The sequence below is a fragment of the Methanocaldococcus indicus genome (assembly GCF_049554935.1).
Lineage (GTDB): Archaea > AGJL01 > Methanococci > Methanococcales > Methanocaldococcaceae > Methanocaldococcus > Methanocaldococcus indicus.
Genome location: NZ_CP186926.1, coordinates 1,097,735 through 1,123,722, shown reverse-complemented (window position 1 = coordinate 1,123,722; position 25,988 = coordinate 1,097,735). Strand labels below are relative to the sequence as shown.

27 protein-coding genes are annotated in these 25,988 nt (G+C 28.3%); 3 read left to right on the top strand and 24 right to left on the bottom strand.

Features of this window, described 5'->3' with window-relative positions:
- Positions 1 to 13 precede the first annotated feature (13 nt).
- From ACPB8Q_RS06415 to ACPB8Q_RS06380, 8 genes are all read right to left on the bottom strand, one after another.
- Complete coding sequence (locus ACPB8Q_RS06415) at positions 14 to 970, bottom strand: polyprenyl synthetase family protein (RefSeq protein ID WP_423793424.1); 957 nt, start codon at positions 968 to 970, stop codon at positions 14 to 16.
- 14 nt (positions 971 to 984) lie between these two features.
- A complete protein-coding gene (locus ACPB8Q_RS06410) occupies positions 985 to 2,331 on the bottom strand; it encodes an RNase J family beta-CASP ribonuclease (protein ID WP_423792356.1) in 1,347 nt (448 codons plus the stop codon).
- On the bottom strand, positions 2,328 to 3,392 hold the full coding sequence (gene fni / locus ACPB8Q_RS06405) for an isopentenyl-diphosphate delta-isomerase (RefSeq protein WP_423792355.1): 1,065 nt from the start codon (positions 3,390 to 3,392) through the stop codon (positions 2,328 to 2,330). Before fni ends, ACPB8Q_RS06410 begins: the two co-directional genes overlap by 4 nt.
- Positions 3,393 to 3,414: 22 nt before the next feature.
- Positions 3,415 to 4,032, bottom strand: coding sequence for a DUF655 domain-containing protein (locus tag ACPB8Q_RS06400; RefSeq protein WP_423792354.1), 618 nt, complete (start codon positions 4,030 to 4,032; stop codon positions 3,415 to 3,417).
- 49 nt (positions 4,033 to 4,081) lie between these two features.
- On the bottom strand, positions 4,082 to 4,405 hold the full coding sequence (locus ACPB8Q_RS06395) for an RNA polymerase Rpb4 family protein (RefSeq protein WP_423792353.1): 324 nt from the start codon (positions 4,403 to 4,405) through the stop codon (positions 4,082 to 4,084).
- A complete protein-coding gene (locus tag ACPB8Q_RS06390; RefSeq protein ID WP_423792352.1) occupies positions 4,402 to 4,704 on the bottom strand; it encodes a 50S ribosomal protein L21e in 303 nt (100 codons plus the stop codon). The genes ACPB8Q_RS06395 and ACPB8Q_RS06390 overlap by 4 nt, the downstream gene beginning before the upstream one ends.
- Before the next feature lie 160 nt (positions 4,705 to 4,864).
- Positions 4,865 to 5,635, bottom strand: a complete 771-nt coding sequence (locus tag ACPB8Q_RS06385; RefSeq protein WP_423792351.1) for an aspartate dehydrogenase — start codon at positions 5,633 to 5,635, stop codon at positions 4,865 to 4,867.
- A 20-nt stretch (positions 5,636 to 5,655) separates the two neighbouring features.
- Entirely contained in the window at positions 5,656 to 5,922 is a 267-nt protein-coding gene (locus ACPB8Q_RS06380; protein WP_423792350.1) for a PRC-barrel domain-containing protein, read from the bottom strand.
- 126 nt (positions 5,923 to 6,048) lie between these two features.
- Between ACPB8Q_RS06380 and ACPB8Q_RS06375 the strand changes: the two genes are divergently transcribed.
- Together ACPB8Q_RS06375 and pfkC are read left to right on the top strand one after the other, a co-directional pair.
- Positions 6,049 to 7,617 carry a glycogen synthase gene (locus ACPB8Q_RS06375; RefSeq protein ID WP_423792349.1) on the top strand — a complete coding sequence of 523 codons (1,569 nt, stop codon included), beginning with the start codon at positions 6,049 to 6,051 and terminating at the stop codon, positions 7,615 to 7,617.
- Positions 7,617 to 8,957, top strand: a complete 1,341-nt coding sequence (gene pfkC / locus ACPB8Q_RS06370) for an ADP-specific phosphofructokinase (RefSeq protein WP_423792348.1) — start codon at positions 7,617 to 7,619, stop codon at positions 8,955 to 8,957. Before ACPB8Q_RS06375 ends, pfkC begins: the two co-directional genes overlap by 1 nt.
- Here the strand turns inward: pfkC and glgP are convergent.
- The 9 genes from glgP to ACPB8Q_RS06325 form a co-directional block, all read right to left on the bottom strand.
- Positions 8,951 to 10,510 carry an alpha-glucan family phosphorylase gene (glgP, locus tag ACPB8Q_RS06365; RefSeq protein ID WP_423793423.1) on the bottom strand — a complete coding sequence of 520 codons (1,560 nt, stop codon included), beginning with the start codon at positions 10,508 to 10,510 and terminating at the stop codon, positions 8,951 to 8,953. The two genes, pfkC and glgP, sit on opposite strands and share 7 nt — an antisense overlap.
- Positions 10,511 to 10,514: 4 nt before the next feature.
- Positions 10,515 to 11,423, bottom strand: coding sequence for an aldolase (locus tag ACPB8Q_RS06360; RefSeq protein ID WP_423792347.1), 909 nt, complete (start codon positions 11,421 to 11,423; stop codon positions 10,515 to 10,517).
- Positions 11,424 to 11,436: 13 nt separating this feature from the next.
- Positions 11,437 to 12,717, bottom strand: coding sequence for a glycoside hydrolase family 57 protein (locus tag ACPB8Q_RS06355; RefSeq protein WP_423792346.1), 1,281 nt, complete (start codon positions 12,715 to 12,717; stop codon positions 11,437 to 11,439).
- On the bottom strand, positions 12,711 to 14,498 hold the full coding sequence (locus ACPB8Q_RS06350; RefSeq protein ID WP_423792345.1) for a glycoside hydrolase family 15 protein: 1,788 nt from the start codon (positions 14,496 to 14,498) through the stop codon (positions 12,711 to 12,713). The genes ACPB8Q_RS06355 and ACPB8Q_RS06350 overlap by 7 nt, the downstream gene beginning before the upstream one ends.
- 5 nt (positions 14,499 to 14,503) lie before the next feature.
- Entirely contained in the window at positions 14,504 to 14,719 is a 216-nt protein-coding gene (locus tag ACPB8Q_RS06345) for a winged helix-turn-helix domain-containing protein (RefSeq protein ID WP_423792344.1), read from the bottom strand.
- A 113-nt stretch (positions 14,720 to 14,832) separates the two neighbouring features.
- A complete protein-coding gene (locus ACPB8Q_RS06340) occupies positions 14,833 to 15,696 on the bottom strand; it encodes a ribose-phosphate pyrophosphokinase (RefSeq protein WP_423792343.1) in 864 nt (287 codons plus the stop codon).
- A 49-nt stretch (positions 15,697 to 15,745) separates the two neighbouring features.
- Positions 15,746 to 15,988, bottom strand: a complete 243-nt coding sequence (locus tag ACPB8Q_RS06335; protein WP_423792342.1) for a 50S ribosomal protein L14e — start codon at positions 15,986 to 15,988, stop codon at positions 15,746 to 15,748.
- Between the two features lie 38 nt (positions 15,989 to 16,026).
- Positions 16,027 to 16,578 carry a (d)CMP kinase gene (gene cmk / locus ACPB8Q_RS06330; protein WP_423792341.1) on the bottom strand — a complete coding sequence of 184 codons (552 nt, stop codon included), beginning with the start codon at positions 16,576 to 16,578 and terminating at the stop codon, positions 16,027 to 16,029.
- Positions 16,578 to 16,853: a 50S ribosomal protein L34e gene (locus ACPB8Q_RS06325; RefSeq protein ID WP_423792340.1), complete on the bottom strand. Its 276-nt coding sequence runs from the start codon at positions 16,851 to 16,853 to the stop codon at positions 16,578 to 16,580. Before ACPB8Q_RS06325 ends, cmk begins: the two co-directional genes overlap by 1 nt.
- A gap of 158 nt (positions 16,854 to 17,011) precedes the next feature.
- On the opposite strand from ACPB8Q_RS06325, the gene pheT reads away from it, so the two are divergent.
- Positions 17,012 to 18,658, top strand: coding sequence for a phenylalanine--tRNA ligase subunit beta (gene pheT / locus ACPB8Q_RS06320; RefSeq protein ID WP_423792339.1), 1,647 nt, complete (start codon positions 17,012 to 17,014; stop codon positions 18,656 to 18,658).
- Here the strand turns inward: pheT and ACPB8Q_RS06315 are convergent.
- The 7 genes from ACPB8Q_RS06315 to ACPB8Q_RS06285 form a co-directional block, all read right to left on the bottom strand.
- Positions 18,644 to 19,633: a radical SAM protein gene (locus ACPB8Q_RS06315; RefSeq protein ID WP_423792338.1), complete on the bottom strand. Its 990-nt coding sequence runs from the start codon at positions 19,631 to 19,633 to the stop codon at positions 18,644 to 18,646. The two genes, pheT and ACPB8Q_RS06315, sit on opposite strands and share 15 nt — an antisense overlap.
- 84 nt (positions 19,634 to 19,717) lie before the next feature.
- Positions 19,718 to 20,362 (bottom strand): IS6 family transposase, encoded by a 645-nt coding sequence (locus tag ACPB8Q_RS06310; protein ID WP_423792337.1) that lies wholly within the window; start codon positions 20,360 to 20,362, stop codon positions 19,718 to 19,720.
- Between the two features lie 76 nt (positions 20,363 to 20,438).
- Positions 20,439 to 21,545: a phosphate ABC transporter substrate-binding protein PstS gene (gene pstS / locus ACPB8Q_RS06305; protein ID WP_423793422.1), complete on the bottom strand. Its 1,107-nt coding sequence runs from the start codon at positions 21,543 to 21,545 to the stop codon at positions 20,439 to 20,441.
- A gap of 137 nt (positions 21,546 to 21,682) precedes the next feature.
- Entirely contained in the window at positions 21,683 to 22,768 is a 1,086-nt protein-coding gene (locus ACPB8Q_RS06300; protein WP_423792336.1) for a YibE/F family protein, read from the bottom strand.
- Entirely contained in the window at positions 22,752 to 22,964 is a 213-nt protein-coding gene (locus ACPB8Q_RS06295; RefSeq protein WP_423792335.1) for a hypothetical protein, read from the bottom strand. Before ACPB8Q_RS06295 ends, ACPB8Q_RS06300 begins: the two co-directional genes overlap by 17 nt.
- Before the next feature lie 74 nt (positions 22,965 to 23,038).
- Positions 23,039 to 24,508, bottom strand: a complete 1,470-nt coding sequence (locus ACPB8Q_RS06290) for an alkaline phosphatase (protein WP_423792334.1) — start codon at positions 24,506 to 24,508, stop codon at positions 23,039 to 23,041.
- A 256-nt stretch (positions 24,509 to 24,764) separates the two neighbouring features.
- Positions 24,765 to 25,979, bottom strand: a complete 1,215-nt coding sequence (locus ACPB8Q_RS06285) for a U32 family peptidase (protein ID WP_423792333.1) — start codon at positions 25,977 to 25,979, stop codon at positions 24,765 to 24,767.
- Positions 25,980 to 25,988: the final 9 nt, after the last annotated feature.

The following is a 25,988-nucleotide window of genomic DNA, read 5'->3' as shown; positions in this document are numbered from 1 at the left end:
CAATAAAAAATTTTTAATATATCCTACTTATAATGAAGTTGGCTAAATCTTCTAAATCTTTTCTTCTATCTTTATCAAATATCTCTAAAGCTTTTAATGCCTTCTTATTGTTTTCTTCCATTAGTTTTTTAGCATATTCAATTGATGGTTTTAATATTTCAATTGCTTCTTTTATCTCTTCATCTGTTATATCTTTCTTGCCTAATAAACTTAATAATCTTCCTTTTTTCTCTTCATCCAAATTTTCTAATGCATGTATTATAATTATTGTCTTTTTTCCTTCTCTTATATCACTCCCTACTGGTTTTCCTATTTTGTTCTTATCCCCTATCAAATCTAAAATATCATCTTGAATCTGGAAATTTAACCCTATTAATTTTGAATATTCTTCTATTGCCTTTAACTCCTCTTCATTGAAATCTGCTAAAATTCCTCCAATCTTTGCACTTGCCTCTAATAAAGCTCCTGTCTTTTTTCTTATCATTTCTAAATATTCATCCATATTAGGAAATCTTCTTTCAAATTCCATATCCATGGCTTGTCCTTCACATACTTCAACACAAGCTTTTGAAAGAATTTTCAAAACTTCATGAGCTTTTTTATTATCTTCTATATTTGATATAGCTTCAAATGCCTTAGCATATAATAAATCTCCTGCTAAAATAGCTATTGGGACACCAAAAACTTTATGAACTGTTGGTTTTCCTCTTCTTAAATCATCATTGTCCATAATGTCATCATGTATTAAAGTGTAGTTGTGTATTAATTCAACTGAAACAGCCCCAGGTAATGCCTTTTCTAAATCATCTTTTTTTAGTTTATAGACTAAAAGAGTTAGATAAGGTCTTATTCTTTTACCACCTGCAAATGTTAAATGCTTAGATGCATTGTATAGATTGTCATCTTTATTTAGATACTTTTTTAACTCATTATCTATCAAATTTAGAAGTTCTTTTTTGAAAATAACTATCACCTTAATGAATTTTATAATATTCTTTCAAATGTTAAACATTGCCCATTTCTTAATAAATGAACATCATCTCCCAATCTATATCCTTCTTCCTCAGCCAATTTTGTATATTCAGCTGTCAAATTAAAGTCACCATGGGAAGGAATAATATGCTCCGGGTTTAACCATCTTAACATGTCTCTATGGTCTTCTTTTGATGCATGTCCAGAAACATGAGCTCCTTTAAATATTCTAACACCTAAGAGTTTTAACCTTGATTCCAACATATATCTTTGGGCTGCATTCATTGGATTAGGAATTGGGTCAGCTGAGAAGACAACACAGTCATACTTTTCAAATACATAAGGCGTTTTATTTGTTGCCATTCTTGATAATACTGCTCCTTCTTCTCCTTGGTGTCCAGTAGCTATAATTAAATATTTTTCTTTACCTTCTTTTCTTATCATTTTTAGAGCCATCTCAATAGATGAAGGGTCTCCATAAATTCTTAAATCTTCTGGAAACTTAACTATACCTATATCTTGGGCTATTCCACAGTATCTCAACATACTTCTTCCTAATAAAATAGGAGTTCTTCCCATTTTTTCAGCTATCTCTGTTATAGATTTTATTCTTGCTATATGAGATGAGAAAGTAGTGACAATAACTCCATTTTTATCATTATCAGCTGAAAGTAAATCATTTTTTAATAATCCTGATGCTATAATCTCTGGAGGTGTTTTTCCTTCATGGTTTATTCTTGTTGTTTCTGAAATAAAGCATAGAACTCCATTTTTTCCTACCTTTTTTATAGCTCTATAATCAGGCTTTTCCCCAACAACTGGAAAGTTGTCAAATTTAAAATCATTTCCATATACAATAGCTCCATAAGGAGTATAAAGAACTGGAAGAACTGAATCAGGAATACTGTGAGTTATTCTAATAAACTCTAATGTAAGGTTTGGAGTTATATCCATAGATTCTCCTGCATTTAAAACTATTAGAGGATTTCTAACATCAAACTTCTTCTCACTTAAAATTTCTCTTTTAACTAATTCAATAGTGTAGGGAGTCCCAATAATTGGAGCATTGTATCTATGAGCCAACTTTGGAACAGCTCCAATATGGTCAAGATGTCCATGAGATAGAACAATTGCTTTAACCTCACCCTCAATATTTCTCATAACTGTATCATTTGGAATAATTCCCTTCTCTATCAACTCTAAACTATGGAGTTTTGATATGTCTGTATCTTCATGAATTAAGACTCTATCTAATCTAACACCCATATCAAAAATAATAATCTCTCCATCAACATTAACTGCTGTCATGTTTCTACCAACTTCCTCATACCCACCTATTGCAATAATTTCTAACTTCATATAGTATCTCCTCTTATTCTCTGATTTATTAGTTCTTTTAATTGTCCTTTTATTATGTAGGGTGTGTTTCTTAGCTCATCAATATTTTCAGCACCAACTAAAAACATAGTTATTTTTAATTCTTTTATATATCTCTCTAAAACTTTAACAACCTCTTCCCAACTTCTCAATGCTGCTTTTAATATTGGCAAAGCTATTCCAGAAGAAGAACATCCTAAAATTATAGTTTTTGCAATATCTATACCACTTCTAATTCCACCAGAACCAATAATAACCTTATTATATACTGATTTAACTTCCAATATTGATAAAGCTGTTGGAATTCCCCATTCAGAAAATTTAGATAATATTTTTTTATACTCTTCATCTTTAACTCTATATAACTCAACTTTTGCCCAAGATGTTCCTCCACTACCTTGAACATCTATTGCATCAAAAAATGATAATTTCTTAGCATCTTCTTTGGAGAATCCTTCTCCTACTTGTTTAGCAATAAAAGGGATATCTTTATACTCTTTCTTATACTCTTCAATTAATAGTTTTAGTTTATTTATATTCTTAAAATTAACATCTCCCTCTGGTTGTATAATCTCTTGGAGAGGATTAAAATGAATAGCTAATGCATCTGCATCAATCATATTAACAGCTTTATCAATCTCCTCTAAACCCCAACTATCCATTAAATTAACAGCTCCCAAATTACCAATAACCAAACCATCTGTATATTTTCTAACTATACTATATGTATCTTCCAAATCCTTATTTAAAATTCCTGCTCTTTGTGAGCCAACACCCATTCCTAAGTTAAGTTCTTCAACAGCCTTAGCAATATTTTTATTTATTTCTTTTGCTCCTTCATATCCCCCAGTAATTCCAGATACAATAATAGGTGCATCTAATTTTTTTCCAAAAATTTCTATTTCTGTCTCAATAGAGCTGAAATCAACTCCCCCACATCCAGAGTGTATAAGCTCAACATCTTCCAAAAGAGTAGTTTTTTTATATTCAACATCACAATGATTACAAATAAAAATATGCTCTAACTTTCTTAGATTAATCATCTCCTCACCAAAAAAATTAAATTTACTCTTTTAAATAAAATGCCATATCATCCTCATCCAATATTATTCCCTTTTTCCACTTAACAAATAAGTAATATTTATCTTTTTTATTATCAGATAGTTCTTTAACAATTCTTTCAGCAATCATCCTAACAGGGTCTTTTCCAATTCTCTTCTCAAAATCTTCAAAACTTTTAAATTTTTCTCTTTCTCTCTCTTCAATAATTTTCCACATATATTTAACTCTAATTCCAGGAAGTAATTCTAAGGAATGTAGTCTATTTGTTATAGGAGGACATTCATTTAAGAATCTTACAAATCTCTCCTCTTGATGCTTGACAGCATCCATAACAACATATAAAAGTTCTGTTTTAGCTGTTGATGTTAAATTTTCATATTTAATCATTTTTATAACATGGTCTATCTTATCTCTCTTACCTTTTCCAATATAAACCCTCTCTCCTAAAAATACATCATCTTTTGGTTTTAATTCCATTAATAAAAATTGTTCTTCTCCCAATCCTTGGGCTATTGGTTCTCCTTTACCATGATATCCATAAGGGAGATAATCTAAAATCCATGCATATTTTTCATATTTTTGTGGCTTATTCTTTTTTTTGATATTATGAATAGTAACCATAAAATTCCACCTTTTACTTAAATCTATCAATATACAATACTAAAAAAATTTAGATGTATTTTTTAACTGTTTCTAATATTTCATCTACATTTTCAGGTAGTTCTCTTTTGTAATAGATAGCTCTTAAATCATCCATGTCCTCTGGAAGAATATCAGCTATTTTAACAGCTGTCTCTTTATCTACACCAATACTAATAAGCTCATTAACTAATTCTCTTGCTTTTTCAGGAGATAATTTTTTAAGTTTTTGTAAGTAATCTAATGCACAACCTTGTTCATAAGATAATTCTCCTAATTTAGCTCTTTCTTCCATAATTTTAGATGCTTCAGAAATAGTTATAATTTTTTCTTCTAATATTTTTTTTCCAATCATTGTCCCACATTAACAGGCTTTAAATGTTGTGGGAAAGCAATTAATATTTTTTCCTTTCCTCCATCTCTTATTTTAACTAAAAATGCTTTTCCTTGTTTCCCTACAACAACTCCAGTTCTTCCATGATATCTTGGATGAGGCATTCCTTTATGAACTGATGGGTCTATTTTTATAGCTACATACTCTCCTTCTTTATACTCTCTCAATGCTCTTGTTATAGGATATAGACCTCTTTCTCTTGGTTTTTTAGATAATTTTTTTCTTGTTTTTCTTCTAAATCCTTCACTCATTTGAACCATTAATTCCCACCTAATTCTGTGTTTTTAAATATTTAATTATACTATACACTAAATCTAAAATTTATTGTCTAATCTAAATAAAACTTTTCTCTTTATATATGTTATGGTTTAATAAATTTTATTAAAAACTAACTAAAATACACAAAAATATATAGATAGTTCATACTATTCTTATATTCTCTTGAATTTCATTTATTGTCTTAACAATTGAATAAGCAGCTAATGCAGAAGTTTTAGGATTATCTTTTAATGGTTTATTCTCTAAAATTATTTTTATATTGCTAATATCACTTTCTACATAAATTTCATGTCTGTTCTTATCTATATTTGGATTTGCAACTATTTCTACATCTATAGGATATCCAACAGCTAAGGATAGAGTAATAGCTACATTTATATTAGCAGGGAATTTTTTTATAGCATCTAAGGCATTTCCTCTAAATAATATAGTTTCTTCTTTTACATCTACTCCAAGAGATTTAGGTGATTTAACAGTTCTAAGTTTAACTCTTTTATTCTTACAATATTTAATAACTTTAAGAGCATCTAAACCTGCAACTGCCCCAGAAGGGATATATACTCTATTATTGGAGTTTTTTAGCAACTTACAAATATTTAAAAATAAATTTTTATCAGCAAATGCTCCAACACTCAATATAAGAACATCTCTATTGTTTAATATTGATTTTTTAACAACTTCTTCAACAGCATTTATTGATGCAGCTTCAACAACTAAATCAATATCTTCCTTAACTAACTCATCTAAACTCTTACAAGCTTTTACATCTAAAATTTTTGCCAATTTAAGAGATTTTTCATAGTTTCTATCATACAAAGCTATTAACTTAGCTTTAATCATTCCTTCATTTATTTTCTTAACTATAAAATTTCCAACTGCACCACATCCAACTAACCCTATTTTTAAGGACAATTTATTTCACCAAAAAATAGTTATTTTAAAAAGTTGTAGTTAGCTTCACTTGGAGATTTTATTAGTATTATGTTTCCAATTGCTGAAACTAATGAATAAGGAATAACTACTTTTTTTGTAGGGTCTGATACTAAGTTGGCTAAACAACCTCTTGATATATTTGTTAATACCAATCCACTTATTGCTCCTTTATCTAAATCAACCATAACATCATAAACCTTTCCAACATAAAGAGCTTTTGTAGTATATACTTCTTTTCCAATAATGTCAGATACTCTTATAGCCATAAAATCACCAAATAATTTTTAATATTATTATAAAGAAAGATAAGAAAGATATTAAAAGGATAATAATAAATTTTATTACATTTAAAATTTATGTTATTGTATTAATACTATTTTCTGGTGATTTGTATGAATATTGTTATCTTAGCTCCAACAATTACCCCAATAGTTTCATGCGGAGGATTAGGAGATGTAATGAGAGATTTATCTAAATTTTTGCAAAGAGATAATAACAAGGTAGAAGTTTTAACATTAAACCACTACAATAGATATTATAATTTACCTTATGAGGTTGTAGATAAAATAAAAATAATATTTAGAAATAAAACTTTTATATTTGATGTATTAAAAACTAAGCATCCACATACAGGAGTAGATATAACTGTTTTTAGTAATGAGATGATTAACAACTTGGACTTATGGGACAGTATAAAGTATGATATCTTTTCTGATTTAGTTGTTGCTTATCTAAAAGATAAAAAGGTTGATATTGTATCTGGACATGACTGGATGTGTGGCTTAGCAATAGCAAAGATTAGAAATATTTTGAATATACCTACTACATTAACTATTCATAATGAGGCATTTAAGGGAGATGTTATAGAGTACAATGGAGAAGTTCTAACTTTTTTAGAGTTTGGTTTAAAGTATGCCAATGCAGTTAATACTGTTAGCCCTACTCATGCTGAGGAAATTAAAAATTATGATTATATAAATAAATACATTCAAAATAAGCCATATCATGGAATACTAAATGGAATAGATATTGATGAATATGACCCTATAAATATTATTAAAAGGATGTTGCATCTAACAGATTATAAACTATATCCAACTGACTATGCCTATATATCTCCTTACTCCGCAAATGATGCATATAAAATAAAACCTAAAATTAAATATTCCTGGATATACAAAGGAGGGATTTATGAGTATATTGAAGATTGGAATAAAATAGATAAAGAAATATACTCTACAAATGTGGAAGTATATGGAAATATAAAAGGAGATATTGAAACTCCATTAATTGGATTTGTAGGAAGAGCTACATATCAGAAAGGATTTGATATATTATTTGAAGCTATTCCAGAATTAATTGAAAAATTAGATATTAGATTTATTTTTTTAACAAAAGGAGATAAAGAGATTGAAGATAGATTAAAAGCTTTTGCTAATGAATATAGTGAGAATGTTCTTGCATTGATTGGTTATTGTCTTCCTCTATCCTCTATTATATTTGCAAGTAGTGACTGGATTGTTATGCCATCTTACTGGGAACCTTGTGGATTAGTTCAAATGGAATCAATGTCTTACTGTACTCCTGTTATTGCTACTGAGGTTGGAGGTTTAAAAGATTCAATAATTCCTCTACATCATAATCCTTATGAGTGTCCAAATTTTGATAAAGCAACTGGAGTTTTATTTAAAGTTCCTGATAAACTTGGAGTTATATGGGGAATAGAACATGCAATAAATTGGAGCTTTAAGAAAATTAAGGAGATATGTTTATTTTTAAAGTATGATAAAAGCAAATGTCCAAAAAAACCTTATGATTTTAATGCTCCTTTACCAATGATGATGAGAAACTCTTACTATCATGTTGTTAAAAATTTAAGTTGGCAAAATTCTCCATCAATAAAAAAATATATTGGATTATTTGGTGGGGCTATATATAACAACTACTTAGGTGAAAAATAATGTTAAAATACATTGAAAGAATAAAAAATATGAATCTTTTTACTGCATACAACACCAATATTGATGCTATAAAGTATCTAACAAAAGAAGATTTAGAAGAACTAATAAAAAACTATAATCCTAATGATATCATTAAAAAAATAGAAGAATATCCAAGAGAAATAAAAGAGAAAATTGATTTTATTGCAAGATTAATATATTCTATAGAAACTGGAAAACCTGCAGAAGTTCCATTAACAAATGAATCTCTAAATAATTGGTTTAATAAGATAAAATATAATGAAGAAAGAATGGGTGGGCAAGCTGGAATAGTTGCCAATCTAATGGCTACTTTGAAACTTAATAAAGTTATTATATATACTCCTGCATTATCAAAAAAACAAGCTGATATGTTTGTAGATTATGAAAATCTATTATATCCTAATGTGGAAGATAACAAATTAATTTTAAAAAATGTTAAAGAGAGTTATTGGGATAGCCCTACAAAAATTAATAGAATATTTGAATTTAAAAAGGGATTGGAGTTTTATTTAGGAGATAGAAAAATAGTTGCCAAAGAAAATGGTAGATTTATTGTTGCTTCCCGTCCAGAAAGTATAAGAATTGAATTTAAAGAAGAAATAAGAAAGTTTTTACCTCAAATTGGTGAGTTGGTAGATTGTGCCTTTCTTTCAGGATACCATTCTATAAAGGAAAGATATAGTGATGGAAAAACAGCAAAGTATTATTTTAAAAAAGCAAAAGAAGATTTAAATCTTCTAATTAAAAATAAGAAAATAAAAAGACATTTAGAATTTGCTTCTATATCTAAGCTAAATATAAGAAAGATGGTTATTGACTATATATTATCATCTGTTGAGAGTGTAGGAATGGATGAGACAGAAATAGCTAATGTTTTACATGTCCTTGGATATGAAAAGTTAAGTGATAATATTATTAAGAAGAGTAAAATTGAAGATATTATTGAAGGTGCTAAAATTATCCTTGATAACTTTGATAACTTGGAGGTTGTGCAAGTTCATACTATATACTTTATTTTATTTGTATGTAGAGAAGATAATCCACTAAGTTTAGAGCAACTAAAAGAATGTTTAGAATTTGCAACAATATTAGCTGCTACTAAGGCAAAATTAGGTAATATTAACAAGATTGAAGATTTATATGAAGGCTTAAAAGTTCCATATAATAAACATAAAGACTTATTCTTTAAAAAATATTGTGAAAACAATTATAAAATTGTTTCTGTCCCTTCAAGATATGTTGAAAATCCAAAATCAACTGTTGGGTTAGGAGATACTATTTCAAGTGGAGCTTTTGTGTATTATTGCTCTTTTCAGTAGTACATCTTTTCTGCATATTCTTTAACCATTCTTTCAGCATCAAAATATTCAACAATATGATTAACACAATTACAAGCTTTTAACCACCATCTCTCTGTATCATAGTATTCAACTATATCCTCTAACATATTGTATATGCAGTTTGCAACATAACCATCATCATCTCTTTTTCCATCTCCAATAGTAAAGCTATCATCAGGATACATCTTTGCCCACTCTACATGCCATCCATCTAATGTGCTCATGTGTATAGATGCGTTCATAGAAGCTGTCATTCCAGAAGTTCCTGATGCCTCATATTTCAATTTTGGAGTATTTAGCCAAATATCAGAACCTTGCTTTAACATCTTGCTAAGCTTTAACTCATAACCTGTTAAAATAGCAGAATACTTTAAATGTCTTGTTTTAGAAACAATCCAGTTAAATGTAGCTATCATATTACTGTCATTAGGATGGGGTTTTCCAGCCCAAATAAATTGAATCTTCTTTTTCTTTATTAAATCAATTAATCTTTGCTCATCATACAATAAAATATAAGGTCTTTTATATTGAACAAATCGTCTTGCCCAAACAACAGTTAATCTATCTTTTTTAAATATTTTCCCTGTTTGGTCTGCTACTTCTTCAAATAAAATCTCTTTTAACTCCATTTTTCTCTCTCTTAATAAATCTATATCATACTTTTTAGCTGCTTCTTTTATTATTTTATCTTGCCAGTAGTGTTTATCTTGGGCATTAGTTATAGATATTATTTCACACTTATCTTTAACCCACTTCCACATTTCATCACAAACTTCTTTATGTTTCTTAGATACTGCATTAGCTCTTCTACTTGTTCTTAGAGCACAAACAGTATAATTAAAAGGATTGCCTCCAAGTTTTTCAGCTAATTTTATATCTACATTCCCAAAAAATCCCATATCTTTTAATAGATTTATATCTCGAACTTCATTACCTTCTGGTAGAGGTGTATGTGTTGTAAAAACAACATGCTCCTTAGTATATTCTAATCCATAATCCTCAATCATCTTAAAAACTAATGGTAAAGAATGAGGCTCATTCATATGATATATCTCTACTTTTTCACATTCTTTAATAACTTTATAACCTCCTACACCCAAAACAATCTCTTGGGCAATATGTAAAATATTGTTTGCATCATAAAGCTTATGAGTTATAGTTCTTGAAAAATCATCATTTTTTGGAATATCTGTTGTTAAAAAGTATATTGGACAAGTGTTAAAAACATCTTCCTCTAATTTATAAGCTTTAACCCAAACAGTTTTATTGTTTATTGTTATTGGAACTTCTAAATTAATATCCTCTAAGAAATCATAATACTTCCTAATATAATCTACTTTCATAAATCCCTCTCTATCCCTAACTTGGTCATAGTATCCGTAACTCCATAATATAGATACTCCAACCAAAGGATAGTTTAATCTCTTAGCAGCTCTAAAATGTGAGCCTGCTAAAAATCCTAAACCTCCTGCATATGTTTTAAGAGGTTGATGTATAGCAAACTCCATACAAAAATAGGCAGTTGGTTTCATTCTATCATCCATAGTATATTTTTAAAGCTTCTTCATAACTCTTTCCTTCAATTGTTATAGCATATATAGCATTACACATTCTAATAGCTAAATCCAAAGGTTTTTGGTGTATATTTCTTCCTGTTGCATTACCTCTTGCTCCACTAATATTAATTTGCTCCCAAATATCTTTTAAAAATACTTTTGGGTCTCTTGACTTACCTCCTGCACATAAAACTCCTGTTCTTCCAGCTGCTAAAACTGTCTCTTTAAATCTTTCAGCTGGATTTTCACACTTTGGATAATTAACTTTAACAAAATCAGCTCCCAAACATACAGCAACTCCTGCAGCTCCTGCAATAATATGAGGGTCTCTTTCATCTTTAACATTCTTACCTCTTGGATAACTCCATAATATTGCAATTAGTCCATGCTTATGTGCCTCTAATATTATTTTTGATGCCTCCTCAAACATTATATGTTCATACTCACTACCAGGATAGATAGTATAACCAACTCCTAAAATATTCAATCCAGAATTTTCTTTAAATTCAACAACATCTTTAACACTAACTAACCCTTTACTAATTGGGTCTCTACTTTTAACTAAATGAGTTTTAGAGTTGATTTTAACTATATATGGAATTTTTCTATAATCCATACCATATCTTGCTATTAAACCAAGTTGTGTAGCAAAGGCACAAATCTTTCCTTTACTTGCTATATTAAATAAATGCTCTGGAGAAGCATCTTCCTTAGCAATATTTTCCCCAAAAAAGTCATCATTCAAATGTTCTATTTTTTGGTCTCCTGCAAAAATCATAACATTTCCAGTTTTTTTTGTTAATTCTAAATAATTAGATACATATTCTTTTTTAACACTTTCTGGGACAGTTAAAGGAACCTTAATATCTTTTTTTCTTAATTTTTTCATAATTTCACCTAAATTATAATATTAGAATATTCTCACTATTGTTATTATTATCATCATTTTCATTATACTCTTCATAAATATTTTCATCTTCTATATTATACATATATGAATCATCATAATTTTCTCTTTCCCTATCTTTTATTTTATACTCAAAATCATAAAGAACATTTAAATAAGTAGCAAAGGCATCAAATGGAGTATCAAAATAACTGAAATAGTTATGAACTTCTCCATCACTAAAACCTTTTGTTGATTGATAATATAAGTGGTCACTTGTTGTTAGATATCCATAAATCTTCCTAACTTCATCTTTATCTTTAACAATATCTCTAATTTTACATAATTTTTCAAATGATATTATTTGCATTCTATTCCCAAGCCATGCACTTACATCTCTCTCAGAATCAGCCCAAGAAATTGTTGAAAATTCATGAACAAAATATTCTCCTTTTGGCTCCAACCTTTCTATTGCTTCACTAACATTAACAACCTCTAAATTCTCATGTTTATTTATTTCAATTGGTAAATACCTTAAAAATTCAAAGATTCCAGTATCTTTCCAATGATGTTCTCCAAAAGTTTCATAATCCATATATATATTTATTACCTCTCCAGGAGTTACTGACAGCCAATAAGCATATTTATCTGCTGTTAAAGGATACTCTTCCCAATTTTTAGCTGAAAATCTAAAACCAATATCATCACTTAATCTATAATTTCTTAAAAGTATTTTTATTCCATCAGGAGATTGATAAAGATAATTTGGACTTCTCCACTCTAAAATTCTCTCTAATCCTTCTGTAAATATTGCCTCAAATCCTAAATCCTTAACAATCTTTCCAATTCTGTTGTTATATATCAACTCTGTATTTCTAAAAACTCTTGATTTAAATTTAAAAATCTCTTTGTATATTTCTCTATGCATTACAATATTCTCTATAAATTCACTTTCATCTTCTAACAAACTTGATAGTGAGTGATAGTATGTCTCTCCAATTAACTCAACATTTCCAGTTTTAACTAAATCAACAAATAAATCTAAAACATAATCATTATACTCAATAGCTTGCTCAATAAAAACTCCTGAGATAGAAAAATTCACTTTAAAATTATGTTCATCTATCAACTCCAATAAAAGCTCATTTGTAGGAATATAACAGTTATTTGCCACTTTATTAAATACCTCTTTATTTAGTTTATTATCAAAATATCTATCTTTTAAGTTATTTGAATTTTTTAGTTTTTTATTTAATCTGTATGGCTGATAAACTTCAAAATTGAAGGTAATTAGCATAGTATCACATCATCATTTTTATAAAGATATATTAAAAACATAGCTATACTCCAACCCAATGGTTCTGCTGATATTGGGATTCCTAAATCTTTATGTATTTGTTCTGGGAAATTGTATATATTTTTTATAACCCAATTAAACAATTTTTTAGATTTTTCAGTATAAACTTCATCATTAGTTATTTGTCCTAATTTTCTATAATAGAGAGATAGCCATAATGTTGTTATTAACCATGGATTTCCTCCAAAATATGTATCCTCTGGATATCTTCCAATACCTCCAACTTTATATTTAAAAGCTCTTTCAATAGTTTCAGCTGTTTCTATCATTCTTTTATCATCTATATCTACCAACCCATATGGATATGCCAACCCTAAAATAGAGGAGTCTATTTCCTTATTAACTGGATTTATTGATTTTAAAAATCTTCTTTCTTCTTTTGAATAAAACATATTTGGAATTTCTTTTTTCATATATTTTAAAGATTTTTCCCAATGTTTAACTTCATCTAACTTATCAACAGCTTTACTTAAACTGTATGCACATCTTAATCCTCCATAAATAGTAGAGACAGTATATGCAAATACTCCAAATTTCTCCTCCCATAAGTCATAACATTGTTTTAAAATAGATGATGATAAAAAATCCCCTGCTTTTTTAATATTATTCCAATATTTCTCAATAAATTCTCTATTGCCAAATATTCTATAATAAACTCTTAAAGCCCACAAAACAGAGCCAACTTGGTCAATTTGTAAAGCTGTTAATCTTGGAGAACCATCAACAAAATAGTTCTGTAACCAAGAACCATCAACATTCTGAATTTTGAACATAAACTCAAAGAACTTCTCTACTAAACCTTTTTGCCTATACAAAGATAAAGCAACAGCCATGTAACTTCCATCCCTTCCCCAAACATACCTATAATCTGGAAAGATTGTTGGAGCTGCTATTATCCCTCCATTTTTGTCACATAACATATTCAATAAAAGAATAGCCCTTTTTGCTAAACTAAGATAATTCTTATACTCTTCACTAATCCAATCTTCAATATTTATTAAATTTTTCCAATAATTCAATGAGAGCTCTTTTATAGTGTTATAGTTATTAATTAGAATATTATGCTGAGTTATATAGATGGAGATATCTTTATCATATTTTTTGGGCATAATAAACAATTTTAATATAGATTTTTTATTTTTGGATATTTTTATATCCCAACATAATGCACTGTCTGTAAGCTCTCCATAGCTTTCAGAATTTTCTGAAAGAATACCATTTTCAATATCAATATAAGCTGACTTTTTGTCATATCTATTTCCACATTGAAAAGATGTTGGTCTTTTATCCCCTCCAATTATAAACATATAATCTTCATTATATTTGATTATTTTTCCATTTATATATTTGGTTGTTGATGGTTTTGGATGCTCACCAATCTTAATATTCTCATATGAGAAGAATTTTAACTTAATATCTTCATCTAACTTATTTTTTAGAATAACTTTCCTAATAATAACATTGTGAGAAGGTGGGACAAAATCATATAAATATATTGATAATTTATCATTCTCATAAGTAGTAAGATGTATATTTGTATTATCTAAATACTTTTGATTTATTTCCCAACTATCATCCCAGTACCATATAACATTATCCAAATATATTGCAAATCCAATATTTGAGTTATGATACTCATAACCAACATGCGGATAAAATAAATATTCAATTTCTCCATAATCATCTATCTTAGCCAATAGAGAGGAATTACCTACAATCATAACAATTACCTTTTTAATCTAATAATCCATCTTTTATTATCCTTTAATATTTCAATTTTGTCTTCCCTTGCTAACCACCCAATAGCCATTTTTACTATATTTGTATTGTAACCTTCTTCTTTTAATCTCTTTTCTATTTCACTTAGACATTTTTCTCCACTTTCTAAGAGATGATAAACTTTCCCAGCAGTTTCCCCAATCTTAGCCCAAAGATTTTCCATAAATAACACCAATATTCAAATTAATAAATTAATATAAATAAAATTTAGTAAAAAATTCACCACTATTATATTCTTAATTAAATAATTAAAAATAGTATTTATATGTTTATGAGTTAAATTGTTTTTAAATAGTTAGCAATAACTTCTGCAACAGAAACTTTACTAACCTCTGAAGAGAAAGTATTTGTTCCTACAACTTCAACAATTCCAGAATGATATAATTTATTTACTGCATCACCAATTAAAACAGGATGGACACATGCAGCATATATTTTTTTTGCTCCCTGTTCAAGCATCATCTTAGCAGCAGTTGCAACAGTTCCACCAGTAGAGATTATATCATCTACGATTAAAACTTCTCTATCTTTAACATCTATGTTTTTTGGAGCTATTTTTATTTCTGTTGGAGTTATTCTTGTCTTTTCTAAGTAATCATATTCAGCATTTAAAACCTCTGCAGCAGATTTAGCAAATCTTAAAGCACCTTGGTCTGGACCAAGAACAACAGGATTCTCTAACTTATCTTTAAAGTATTCAGCTAATTTTGGAACTGCATCTAAACTAACAAATGGAATAGAGAAGAACTCTTTTATATGTTCTTCATGAGGATTAACAGTAACAACTTCTTTAAACATTTTTGAATATATTTCTGCTAAAATTCTTATACTTATAGCTTCTCCTGGATTAAATTTTTTATCTTGTCTTGCATAAGCTAAATAAGGAGCAACTAAAATAATATCTTTAACTCCTTCATCTCTTAAAGCATCATACAATAAAAAACTCTCAACAATAGCATCATTTTGATATCTTTGTGTTGCTATAATAACAGCTTTATCATCATTTATCTCATCTAAAATCCTAACATATATCTCATTATCAGGAAATCTCTTAAATTCAACTCTTATATAATCTGCATTTAAAATAGTTGATACTTCATAAGCTAAGTTTTGGCTTTGACTTCCTGGAACTACTATCATAAAACTTCACCAAAAAAATTTAATTTAAAAAAAAATAAAAAAATTATTTTTATTCTTTATTTAATAATCCTGCTGCATCTAATGCTAACTTTACTTCTTCTGTTGAAGCTCCTTTTTGAATATCTACTTTTTTGTCTGTTGGTTCTAAATGCTTTATATTGCATCTTCTTCTTTTAACTTCTCCATCAACTAATACAAAGTTTTTGTCTATAACATCAACAATTACACAAACTTTTCCTGCTTCTCTTCCTGATGTTTTTATACAAACTCTACCAACTTCTATAGCTGCCATAACCTCACCTCATTTTTTGTTCTTGTGATTCTCGCGAATCACAATTCATCCTCTAAATGAGGGAGGTTTAATATTGCCATAGAGACAATATTAAACACTCCCCTAATATCCCATTTTGATGTATCTATAACCAAGTCATAGATAGATAAATCATCTAAATTTATATTATATATATCTTTGTATCTTTTTTTTTCACTTTCTTCTCTTAACTTCATTTTTTCTAAAGCTTCTTCAAAACTTTGATTTTCTCTTTTAGCTATTCTTTCTGCTCTTATTTCAATAGGTGTTTTAAACCAAATAGATAAATCTGGTTTTATACCTTCCCTTAAAAGCATCCAAGCTGCCAATCTACCTTCTAAAACTATATTTCCTTTTTTAGCTAACTCTATCTGTCTTCTATCTATTTCCTCATCTATTTCCTTATGTTTTTCAGCATACTTACTAAACTCCTCTAAGGACATATTCATTTCTTTTGCCATCTCTCTAAAAATTAAACCTGCACAAACATACCTTAAATTAAATGTTTTAGCTATTTTTTTAGCAATAGTTGTAGTTCCAGTTCCAGGAAGTCCTCCTATTGTGATAATCATTATTTCCCAAAGTTTCTGGCTTTTTCAATCATTAATCTTTTTAAACATTTTGGGCATAAATAGCCTCCATAAGGTCTTTCAGGTCTTCTTTGTGTTTTTGGTAATTTTCTAATCTCAACAGGTCTTCCTCTTGGAACTCCATGCAATTCTGCTCCACAAACTGCACATTTTGGTTTATCAGGCTTTCTTCTTTCATAATGTATAACTATTCTTCCTCCTGGTGTTCTTCTATAGACTCTTCTATAACTTCTTGACCTATATCTTGGTGCTGGCATCTTTATCAACCCTTAAATATATTATTATTGTGTTTTAAAAATAGAAAGCTTATATATAAAACATTAATTTTTATTAGCTCTATAAACTAAATATAAAGTATTTATAACTTTTGGTCATAAAATGCATAGATTAAAATATATGAAAGTAGGTGTATAACATGCCAACAGTGAATATAAAGAAGTATGACTTAGAGAGATTGGTGAATATGCCACTCTCAGATAAATATATTGAAGAAAAGTTTCCTTTAATGGGAGTTGAGGTAGAAGATATTTATGAAGAAGATGGAGAGAAAATTATTCAATTTTCAATAAATCCAAATAGGCCTGATTATTTAAGTATTGAAGGTTTAGCCAGAGGTTTTAGAGGATTTATAGGAGTTGATTTAGGATTAACTAAGTATGATGTAGAGAAGAGTGATATAAAACTTTATGTTGAAGATGTTAAAACAAGGCCATATATAGCTATGGCATTAATTAAAGGAATAATTATTGATGAGTATGTTTTAGAGAGTATTATAAATTTACAAGAAAAATTACACTGGGTGTTAGGTAGAGATAGAAAAAAAGTAGCTATTGGTGTTCATGACTTTGATAAAGTGCAACCACCATTTTACTATAAAGAAGTTGAGGATATAAGATTTGTCCCATTAGGTTTTGATGAGGAGTTATCTGCAAGAGAGATTTTAGAAAAGCATGAAAAAGGTATTAAATATAGGCATTTAATAAAAGATAAATTTCCAGTTATAGTAGATAAGGAAGGGAAAGTTCTCTCACTTCCTCCAATAATAAATGGAGAACTAACAAGAGTTACAGAAAAGACAAGAAATATATTAATTGATGTAACTGGGACTGACAAGTATGCAGTTGAAAAGACTTTAAATATTTTAGTAACTGCTCTATCTGAGAGAAAATATGCAAAAATTCACAGTGTTGAAGTTATATATAAAGAAAATAAAAAAGAGGTATATCCTAAATTAGATTATGATAGTTTAGATGTTGATTATAAAAATATAAACAAAATTTTAGGGTTAAATTTACAACCAGGAATAATTATAAATTATTTAAGAAGAGCTAAGATGGATGCAGATTTTTTAGGAGATAAATTAAGAGTATATATTCCACCCTATAGAGTAGATATATTTGAAGAGAGAGATATAGCTGAGGAGGTAGCAATATCTTATGGATATGACAAATTTAAGGGAGAATATCCACCAATAGCTACAATAGGTGAGTTAGATAAATTTGAGAAAAAGCTGGATAATATTAGAGATATTATGGTTGGTTTTGGTTTTTATGAAGTTATTAACTTAATGTTATCTAATGACAAAATATTATTTAAAAATATGAATATAGAAGATAATAACTATATTGAAGTTTTAAAGCCTGCAAGTATTGAACATAGAATTTTAAGAAAATCACTACTCCCACAAATATTAGAAACATTAAAAATAAATCAACATAAAGCCTTTCCATTAAAAATATTTGAAATTGGTGATTGTGTAGAAATTGATTTAGAACAAGAGAATAGAGTAAGAGAGATTAAAAAGATTTGTGCAGCTATTTTAGATAATGAGGCAAGTGTTAATGATATAAAGGCAATTTGTGAAGGATTATTGAGAGAGTTAAAATTAAATTATGAAATTGAGAGATATGAACATCCTTCTTTTATAAAAGGTAGATGTGGAAAAGTTGTTGTAGATGATAAAGTTATAGGATTCTTTGGGGAGATTCATCCAGAGGTTATAACTAACTTTGAAATAGAGTTTCCAGTTGCTGTCTTTGAGTTAGATTTAGATAAGATTTAATTTATATTTTTTAGCCAATTCCAAAGCTAATATCATCTTATCATAAGTTAAAGTTCTACTTATATCTCTATAAAACTTAGCTTTATATTCAGGACGATATTGGAACATAACATTAACTAATGCATTTTTTAAATTTTTTGAGATAAATCTAAAGATTTCATTTGTGCAACAAATTAAATGATTTGGCATAACTAAATGTCTTATTATTATCTCTTCATCCTTAATTAATAGATGATTTCTTTTTAATATATCAAAGTAATTCTTCACTTTTGATAATCTTTCACCACATTTATTATTTCCAAATTTAAAATCAGTTAAATAGATATCAACAACACCTTTTAATAGCTCAATACCTTCAGGAGTTAAATAAAAATTAGAATTCCAGACAATTGGAATGTTTATATTAATATATTTTAATGTTTCTAAAATTTTATGTAGGTGAGGTGTTGGCTCACCACCAACAAAATTTACATTTCTACCTCTTCTAACTTCAATAATTTTAGCCATTTCTTTTGGATTGTATATCTTACAATTATGAGGAATATTCTCAAAATAAACCTGAGATATGTCCCAATTTTGACAAAATACACATTTAAAGTTACATCCACAGAAAAATATTGTATGAGAAGGAATTAAAATATCTTCCTCTCCATAATGCAAAAACTCAGTTGAATAGCAACTTCTTCTTATTCTACAAAATCCTTTCTCTTTTTCTCTATTCACATAACATCTATGCTCACAAAAATAGCAATTCTTAAATATTCTATTAGCTATCTCTATCTTTAAATCTAATAAGTTTGGTGAAGCAATTTGAATATCTTCTTTATCTAAATTCTTATATAATATTTTCAAATATTTAGAATGTAAATTAAATAATTCTTCCAAATCTAAATCTTTAAAATCTTCAACTTCTATACTCTTAGCTATCAAAAACTTAGTATATCTCTCATTATTTAAGATTTTAAAGTATCTCATAATAAAAACCTAAAAAAGAGTTTAGTATATATAATAAAATCTTAGAATGTTATATAAAAATTTTTATTCAAAAAAGGGACACTGTCAAGTTAACGACTTCAACCAATTGTAGAACATCATGAAACTTTTAATCCAGCTAACAACTGTATCGAATTTGCTGTTATTAGGAAACCTATTATAAAATGCTTTAGTTCTTCGTTTGAGTAGTGAGAAAAAGCTTTCTACACAATTTCTCAGTCCGAATCTGACTCTTTCAAATTCTAAACCCAATCTTTGCAATGCCCACGGATACCATCTTCCACCATCGACCAAAATCTTCGGCTTATTAGAGCAAAATTTTAATATGCTCTTAACGAATAATATAGTATCGAGGTAGTTTCTTGTTTCAGAAACATAAACTCCCAAGCACTCTTTCGATTCAACATCAATAGCAGACCATACGTAAATAACTTCATTTCCAATCTTTAGTTTGGTCTCATCGATTGCAATTGCGTATCTTTCCTTTCTTTCAGGTTCGTTTAAAACCTCTTTAATCTTGTGATAATAAGTCCTAACCGACTCATGGCTTATACTTTCGAATTGGGAAAGAAACAAACTTACTTTCCTCAACGATAGTCCAAGGTAATACAAAATCCCAGCTAAGATTTTAACTTCTATCGACTTCTTATTCCTTTTAAAAATCTTCTCCTCTTCGATTCTCTCCTTTAAGACTTCTATCGTGAGCTTCATATTTTACTATTTTTTATCGATATATTAATAAAAGCTTAACTTGACACTCTCCAAAAAAGGTAAAAAAAGAAAGAAATTATTCTTTAATCATATTAACAGCATTCAATCCTATTTGAGCAACATCTTTTGGTAATCCTACATATCCAGGAGCTAAATGTTCAGGTTTTTGTCCTTCTGTTAAAACCCAAGTTAAGAACTCTTTTATAGCCTTAGCTTTTTCTGGTGAATAATGCTTTCCATTTTTATTTTCCCAAACTAACAAGTGTGTAAATGCAACAATTGGATATGAATCTTTTCCAGGAGCATCTAACATCTGTTTTAAATCTTCCTTATAACCTTCTGTTGGATTTGGAATGTTTGCCTTAACTGCTGAAACAGCAGCTTTTATAGTTTCATCTGTTGGTTTAACATAATTTCCTTCTTTATTTTCTAATGCTGCAACTGGTAAATTATTTTTAATTGCATATGATAACTCTGTATAAGCTATTGAGTATGGTGTTGATTTTACTATCGCAACTACTCCAGGGTTACCCTTTCCAGCTACACCTCTCCCCATTTTATCAACTGGCCAATTAACAATTTTTCCAGCTCCAACTTTTTCTGCCCATTCTTTGCTTATTAAACTTAAATATGTTGTAAATATGGCTGTTGTTCCACTTGCATCACTTCTATGAACAACTATTATCTTCTTGTGTGGTAGTTTATTAGCTATATCTGGGTTTAATTTTTTGATTCTTTCATCATCCCAGTATTCTATTTTACCCAAAAAGATATCTGCTAAAACATCTCTACTTAATTTTAATGTTTTATTTCCAATCTCTGGGATATTGTATGTAACTACAACTGCTCCAACAATTTCAGGAAACTGTAAAGGTTGGTCTCCTGTTTGTAAGAATTTTTTCCACATATCTTCTTTAACTGGTGGGTCTGTTCTTCCAATATCAGTTAATCCTTTTAAAAATGCTTCTTGACCGTATCCTGAACCTCCTCCTTCATATTCAATTTTAACATTTGGATGAGTTTTTTGATAGTCTTCTATCCATTTTTGGATTTGATACATTGGAAATGTAGCTCCTGCTGTTCTTATAATAATGGTTTTAGGTTTTTCATTAGTATTTACAGTTGTTGTCTTTTCATTACCTCCTCCAACACAACCTGCTAAGCTAATTATTGGAACTATCATTGCCAAAGCTAATAGAACTGCTAAGAACTTTTTTAACAATCTATCACCAAAAGGTCATTTTTTATGAATGACTGACATTAGTTAATAAACTTCAAACTTATATAAAAAATTTACTATTTTGAATAAAATTTCATATTTTATGAACTATATAGATAGGCAGCTATAAGTGCAGTTAATGGAATTGTTAATACAATACCAATACTTCCACATAAACTTGCCAATATTTCTGATGCAATAAAATTATAGCTAAGTATTATGTCTATTGGAGTTCCTTTAATCATAAAATATAAAATAGGAGCTATTAAAGAGCCTACATATACTAAAATCAAAGTATTTGCCATAGTTCCCATTATATCCTTACCAATATTCATCCCACTTTCAAAAAGCTCTTTAAATGATATATCTGGTTTATGTCTTTTTATCTCATACAATCCAGAGGATATATCAATGGCAACATCCATAATAGCTCCAAGAGATGCTAAAATGATTGAAGAAATTAAAATTCCATAAAAATCCATATAGTATCCTGTGAATAAAATCATCTGAACAAATTCTGAAAATCCACCAGGTGGTAGTTTCATTAACTTTATTCCAATATAACCTAACAATCCAGAAACAACAATTCCAAGTATTGTTCCAAGTGAAGAAGATACTACCTTTTTGTTAAATCCACATAAGATAAAAAAGCACACAAATATTATAATCCCAATAATGGTTATTGTTAATGTTATAGGACTATATCCATTAATAATCAATGGAAGGAGAATGTAGAATATCATAACCACAGTAAATAATAAAGAAATAGCAGTTTTAAAACCTCTAAACTGCCCAATAATCAAAATTAACCCTAAAAACATTAAAATAAAATATAAAAAATACTCAACCCTATCATAAGTAAGATATATAGGTGTGTCTTTTTTATATATAACTAAAACATTATCACCTTTTTCAAAATAATTATCTAATAACCAATTACCTCTTAGAACATTACTAAACTTTAAAACTTTTCCACTATCATAAAGTTTAACCCATACATCTTGAAAACCAATTTTAACAACTCCATTATAATCTAAATTATCTTCTGTTTTTATCACTACTCCTTTTTTTGAATAATAATCATTAGTATTTTTATAAAGTGGAGAGTAAAGAATTATAAAAATTGAAAATATCGTAACTAAGGTTAAAAAGATTAGTTCAAGCTTTATTTTAGAATTTACCTTCATTATTTTCACCATTTCTACTTAAAATAACAATTTCCAATTCATGATTGTCTTCATCAAAGTATATACAGTCAATTATTCCGTTAATATCTGAAACAACTGGTAGATTTTTTAAATATCCAATAACTTCTCCTTTTTTTACAACATCACCAACATTTTTATTAAAATTTGATGCATCAACTCTTAAAACTTTAATCATTTAACCACCAAAATTAAAAGATTATAATAATAAAAATAAAGATTAAATAAAGATTATTAAAAAATAATATGTATTTATGTCCAAATTTGCTCTATCTTCTTTGGTATATCTGTGTTGTCGTAAAAGCCCTCAAACATCTCTTCTCCAGGACCTTTTGCATACACTGGAACAGGAACTGCTGTGTGTGCAAATGAAGTCCATCCAATATTTGCTCTTCTACTCTCAATTTCAGATAGAGCAAAACCAGCCCAGCAATGTACGTAATGGTTTATTTTTGGATAGTTATTTAAAAGGTTTGAATCGTTTATCTTTGATGTTAGTGGATATTTAAATAAAAGCTCTTTCTCTTTATCAGTTAAATTAATATGCCAATAGGTTTTAATCAGATTTAAAACAAACTCTTTATTTGGATTTTTTAAGATTTCTTTGCTCATAAATCCAATACTTGCATCAATAGGTTTTAAAGCTGTTATATTTGCATAATATCCTGTTCCTCTACCTATACTTAATCCTCCAGTTTCATGGTCTGCTGTGACAATAATTAATGTATCTGGATGCTTCTTTTGATAATCAAGAGCTACTTTAACAGCTTCATCAAACGCAATTGTATCCATAATCTCTGATTTAGCATCATGAGCATGACAAGCATGGTCTATTCTTCCACCTTCAACCATTAAAAAGAAACCATTTGGATTTTTATCTAATATTTCTAATGCTTTTTTAGTCATTTCAGCCAATGATGGTTGATTTTGATATTCAGGAATATTTTCCCTATCTATCTCATAAGCCATGTGAGACATAGAAAACAATCCTAATAATTTCTTAGTATTTTCTGGATTTACTTTTTCTAACTCTTCTTTATTATAAACAATAGTATAACCCTTCTTTTTAAATTCTTCAATAAGATTCTTATTGTCTTTTCTTTTACTTCCTTTTTCATCTTTTGGTATAAAGTACTCTAATCCTCCACCAAGAACAACATCTGGCTCAAATTCTAAAAGCTGTTCAGCAATTTTATCCTCTTCCTCTCTATCTTTTATATGGGCATAAACTGATGCTGGAGTAGCATGAGTTACCCTTGTTGTTGTTACAATACCTACAGACTTTCCTTTTTCTTTTGCAATTTCTCCAAGTGTCTTTCTTGGTATTGAACCATTAGGCAGAATATTTATCATTCCGTTGTTAGTTTTATAACCTGACAAAAGTGCAGTTCCAGCTGCGGCTGAATCAGTAACTTCAGAACTTAAAGAGTAAGTAGTTATTGTTCCTCTTGTCTTAAAGTTTGTTAATATTACAAGATGTCCATTTTCAATCTCTTCTTTATATCTTTCAGCAAGATATGTTTGAGTAATTCCCATTCCATCTCCTATCATCAAAATAACATTTTTAACTTTTTTATTATCATTTTTAGGTTTAGATAATGTCAATTTAGAGCCTTCAATTTTTTCAGTTTCTTTTATATGGGATGATTCTGTTATACACCCACAGATACTTACTGAAAATAATATTCCAACTATCAAGAATAGGGATACTAATTTTTTCATGGGAATAATCACCTCACATGTAATAATTTACAAATAATATTTTTCTATTATCAGGAATATAAATTTTACTATTTTGAATAAAATTTCATATTTTATGAACAAGTAAAATAAATATTAAATGATATTTTCTATAGAATCTTCTTTATAGCATTCTAAACTAAAAAACTCTGTGGTTTTAAACTTACATCAATAAGTTTAAAAATTAAGATAACTCCTTTTAACAAATAAATCATCATTGCTAACTGTATATTTATCTTTAAACAATTTTCTTCAATAAATATACTCTATCTCCTTCTCTAACTAAATGATTTAATTTAATTCCTACTCTGTCTCCTTTTTTAGCATAATCAACAAATTTATGATTTATTTGCATTTCTTTTATTTTTTCTTCAATACATCCAGTTGTTTTTCCAATTATTAAAATAGTATCTCCAACTTTTATATCACCATAAAGTTCAATTTCAGCAACATTAATTTTTTTGTAGAAATTAACTACTCTTCCAATCTCTATCTTTCTATATTTTGAGGCATTACCTTCAATATTGTATTGGAAATCATGCTCTTTAATTACATCTCTGAAATAAAATCCTGTATCATATTCTCTATTATAGATTTTTTGAAGCTCTTTTTTAAAGTAATCTAATTTTTCATAATATGTTCCATCTAAAACACTATTTATAGCTTCTCTATAAATTTTTGTTGTTCTCATAACATAATCTACATTTTTTGCTCTACCTTCAATTTTAAAAGAATCAAAAACTTCCATTAACTTAGGAATGTGCTCAATCATACATAAATCCTTTGGAGATAATAAATATTTTCCCTCACATACAACTTCATAGGTTCCATCAAAATGCTCATTAATTAATTTCCATCTTCTTCTACATGGTTGTAGGCAATCTCCACAATTTGCATGTCTTCCAAAGAGATAAGAGCTTAAAAAGCATCTTCCACTTATAGCAACACATAAAGCTCCATGAACAAATCCTTCCAATTCTAAATCAATTTTATCTTTTTTTAAATTATTTCTAATTTCTTTTATTTGGTTTAAGGTCAATTCTCTTGATAATATAACTCTTTTAGCAAATTTAGAATAGAACTTAGCTGTTAATGAATTTGTTATATTACATTGAACACTTGCATGAATTCTAAAACCAAACTCTTTAGCTAACTGCATAGTCCCTAAATCACTAACTATAACAGCATCTACCTCAGCTGAATTTGCAAAATCTAAAATCTCTTCAACTTTCTTTAAATCATTTTCATAGATTACTGTATTTAAGCATAAATATACTTTTTTGTTATTTAGATGAGCATACTTTATTCCTTCTTTTAACTCATCTCTTGTAAAGTTTTTAGCATTGGCTCTCATACTAAACTCTTTTAATCCACAATAAACAGCATCTGCTCCATAATTAATAGCTGTTTTTAAACATGTTAAATCATTAGCTGGAGATAATAGCTCAACCATAAGACATCA

Bases quoted from the DNA above. Each gene is read 5' to 3' on its own strand.
- ACPB8Q_RS06410 (WP_423792356.1), bottom strand. From the start codon at position 2,331: ATGAAGTTAGAAATTATTGCAATAGGTGGGTATGAGGAAGTTGGTAGA.
- fni (WP_423792355.1), bottom strand. From the start codon at position 3,392: ATGATTAATCTAAGAAAGTTAGAGCATATTTTTATTTGTAATCATTGT.
- ACPB8Q_RS06400 (WP_423792354.1), bottom strand. From the start codon at position 4,032: ATGGTTACTATTCATAATATCAAAAAAAAGAATAAGCCACAAAAATAT.
- ACPB8Q_RS06395 (WP_423792353.1), bottom strand. From the start codon at position 4,405: ATGATTGGAAAAAAAATATTAGAAGAAAAAATTATAACTATTTCTGAA.
- ACPB8Q_RS06390 (WP_423792352.1), bottom strand. From the start codon at position 4,704: ATGGTTCAAATGAGTGAAGGATTTAGAAGAAAAACAAGAAAAAAATTA.
- ACPB8Q_RS06380 (WP_423792350.1), bottom strand. From the start codon at position 5,922: ATGGCTATAAGAGTATCTGACATTATTGGAAAAGAAGTATATACTACA.
- ACPB8Q_RS06375 (WP_423792349.1), top strand. From the start codon at position 6,049: ATGAATATTGTTATCTTAGCTCCAACAATTACCCCAATAGTTTCATGC.
- pfkC (WP_423792348.1), top strand. From the start codon at position 7,617: ATGTTAAAATACATTGAAAGAATAAAAAATATGAATCTTTTTACTGCA.
- glgP (WP_423793423.1), bottom strand. From the start codon at position 10,510: ATGAAACCAACTGCCTATTTTTGTATGGAGTTTGCTATACATCAACCT.
- ACPB8Q_RS06360 (WP_423792347.1), bottom strand. From the start codon at position 11,423: ATGAAAAAATTAAGAAAAAAAGATATTAAGGTTCCTTTAACTGTCCCA.
- ACPB8Q_RS06355 (WP_423792346.1), bottom strand. From the start codon at position 12,717: ATGCTAATTACCTTCAATTTTGAAGTTTATCAGCCATACAGATTAAAT.
- ACPB8Q_RS06350 (WP_423792345.1), bottom strand. From the start codon at position 14,498: ATGATTGTAGGTAATTCCTCTCTATTGGCTAAGATAGATGATTATGGA.
- ACPB8Q_RS06345 (WP_423792344.1), bottom strand. From the start codon at position 14,719: ATGGAAAATCTTTGGGCTAAGATTGGGGAAACTGCTGGGAAAGTTTAT.
- ACPB8Q_RS06340 (WP_423792343.1), bottom strand. From the start codon at position 15,696: ATGATAGTAGTTCCAGGAAGTCAAAGCCAAAACTTAGCTTATGAAGTA.
- ACPB8Q_RS06335 (WP_423792342.1), bottom strand. From the start codon at position 15,988: ATGGCAGCTATAGAAGTTGGTAGAGTTTGTATAAAAACATCAGGAAGA.
- cmk (WP_423792341.1), bottom strand. From the start codon at position 16,578: ATGATTATCACAATAGGAGGACTTCCTGGAACTGGAACTACAACTATT.
- ACPB8Q_RS06325 (WP_423792340.1), bottom strand. From the start codon at position 16,853: ATGCCAGCACCAAGATATAGGTCAAGAAGTTATAGAAGAGTCTATAGA.
- pheT (WP_423792339.1), top strand. From the start codon at position 17,012: ATGCCAACAGTGAATATAAAGAAGTATGACTTAGAGAGATTGGTGAAT.
- ACPB8Q_RS06315 (WP_423792338.1), bottom strand. From the start codon at position 19,633: ATGAGATACTTTAAAATCTTAAATAATGAGAGATATACTAAGTTTTTG.
- ACPB8Q_RS06310 (WP_423792337.1), bottom strand. From the start codon at position 20,362: ATGAAGCTCACGATAGAAGTCTTAAAGGAGAGAATCGAAGAGGAGAAG.
- pstS (WP_423793422.1), bottom strand. From the start codon at position 21,545: ATGATAGTTCCAATAATTAGCTTAGCAGGTTGTGTTGGAGGAGGTAAT.
- ACPB8Q_RS06300 (WP_423792336.1), bottom strand. From the start codon at position 22,768: ATGAAGGTAAATTCTAAAATAAAGCTTGAACTAATCTTTTTAACCTTA.
- ACPB8Q_RS06295 (WP_423792335.1), bottom strand. From the start codon at position 22,964: ATGATTAAAGTTTTAAGAGTTGATGCATCAAATTTTAATAAAAATGTT.
- ACPB8Q_RS06290 (WP_423792334.1), bottom strand. From the start codon at position 24,508: ATGAAAAAATTAGTATCCCTATTCTTGATAGTTGGAATATTATTTTCA.
- ACPB8Q_RS06285 (WP_423792333.1), bottom strand. From the start codon at position 25,979: ATGGTTGAGCTATTATCTCCAGCTAATGATTTAACATGTTTAAAAACA.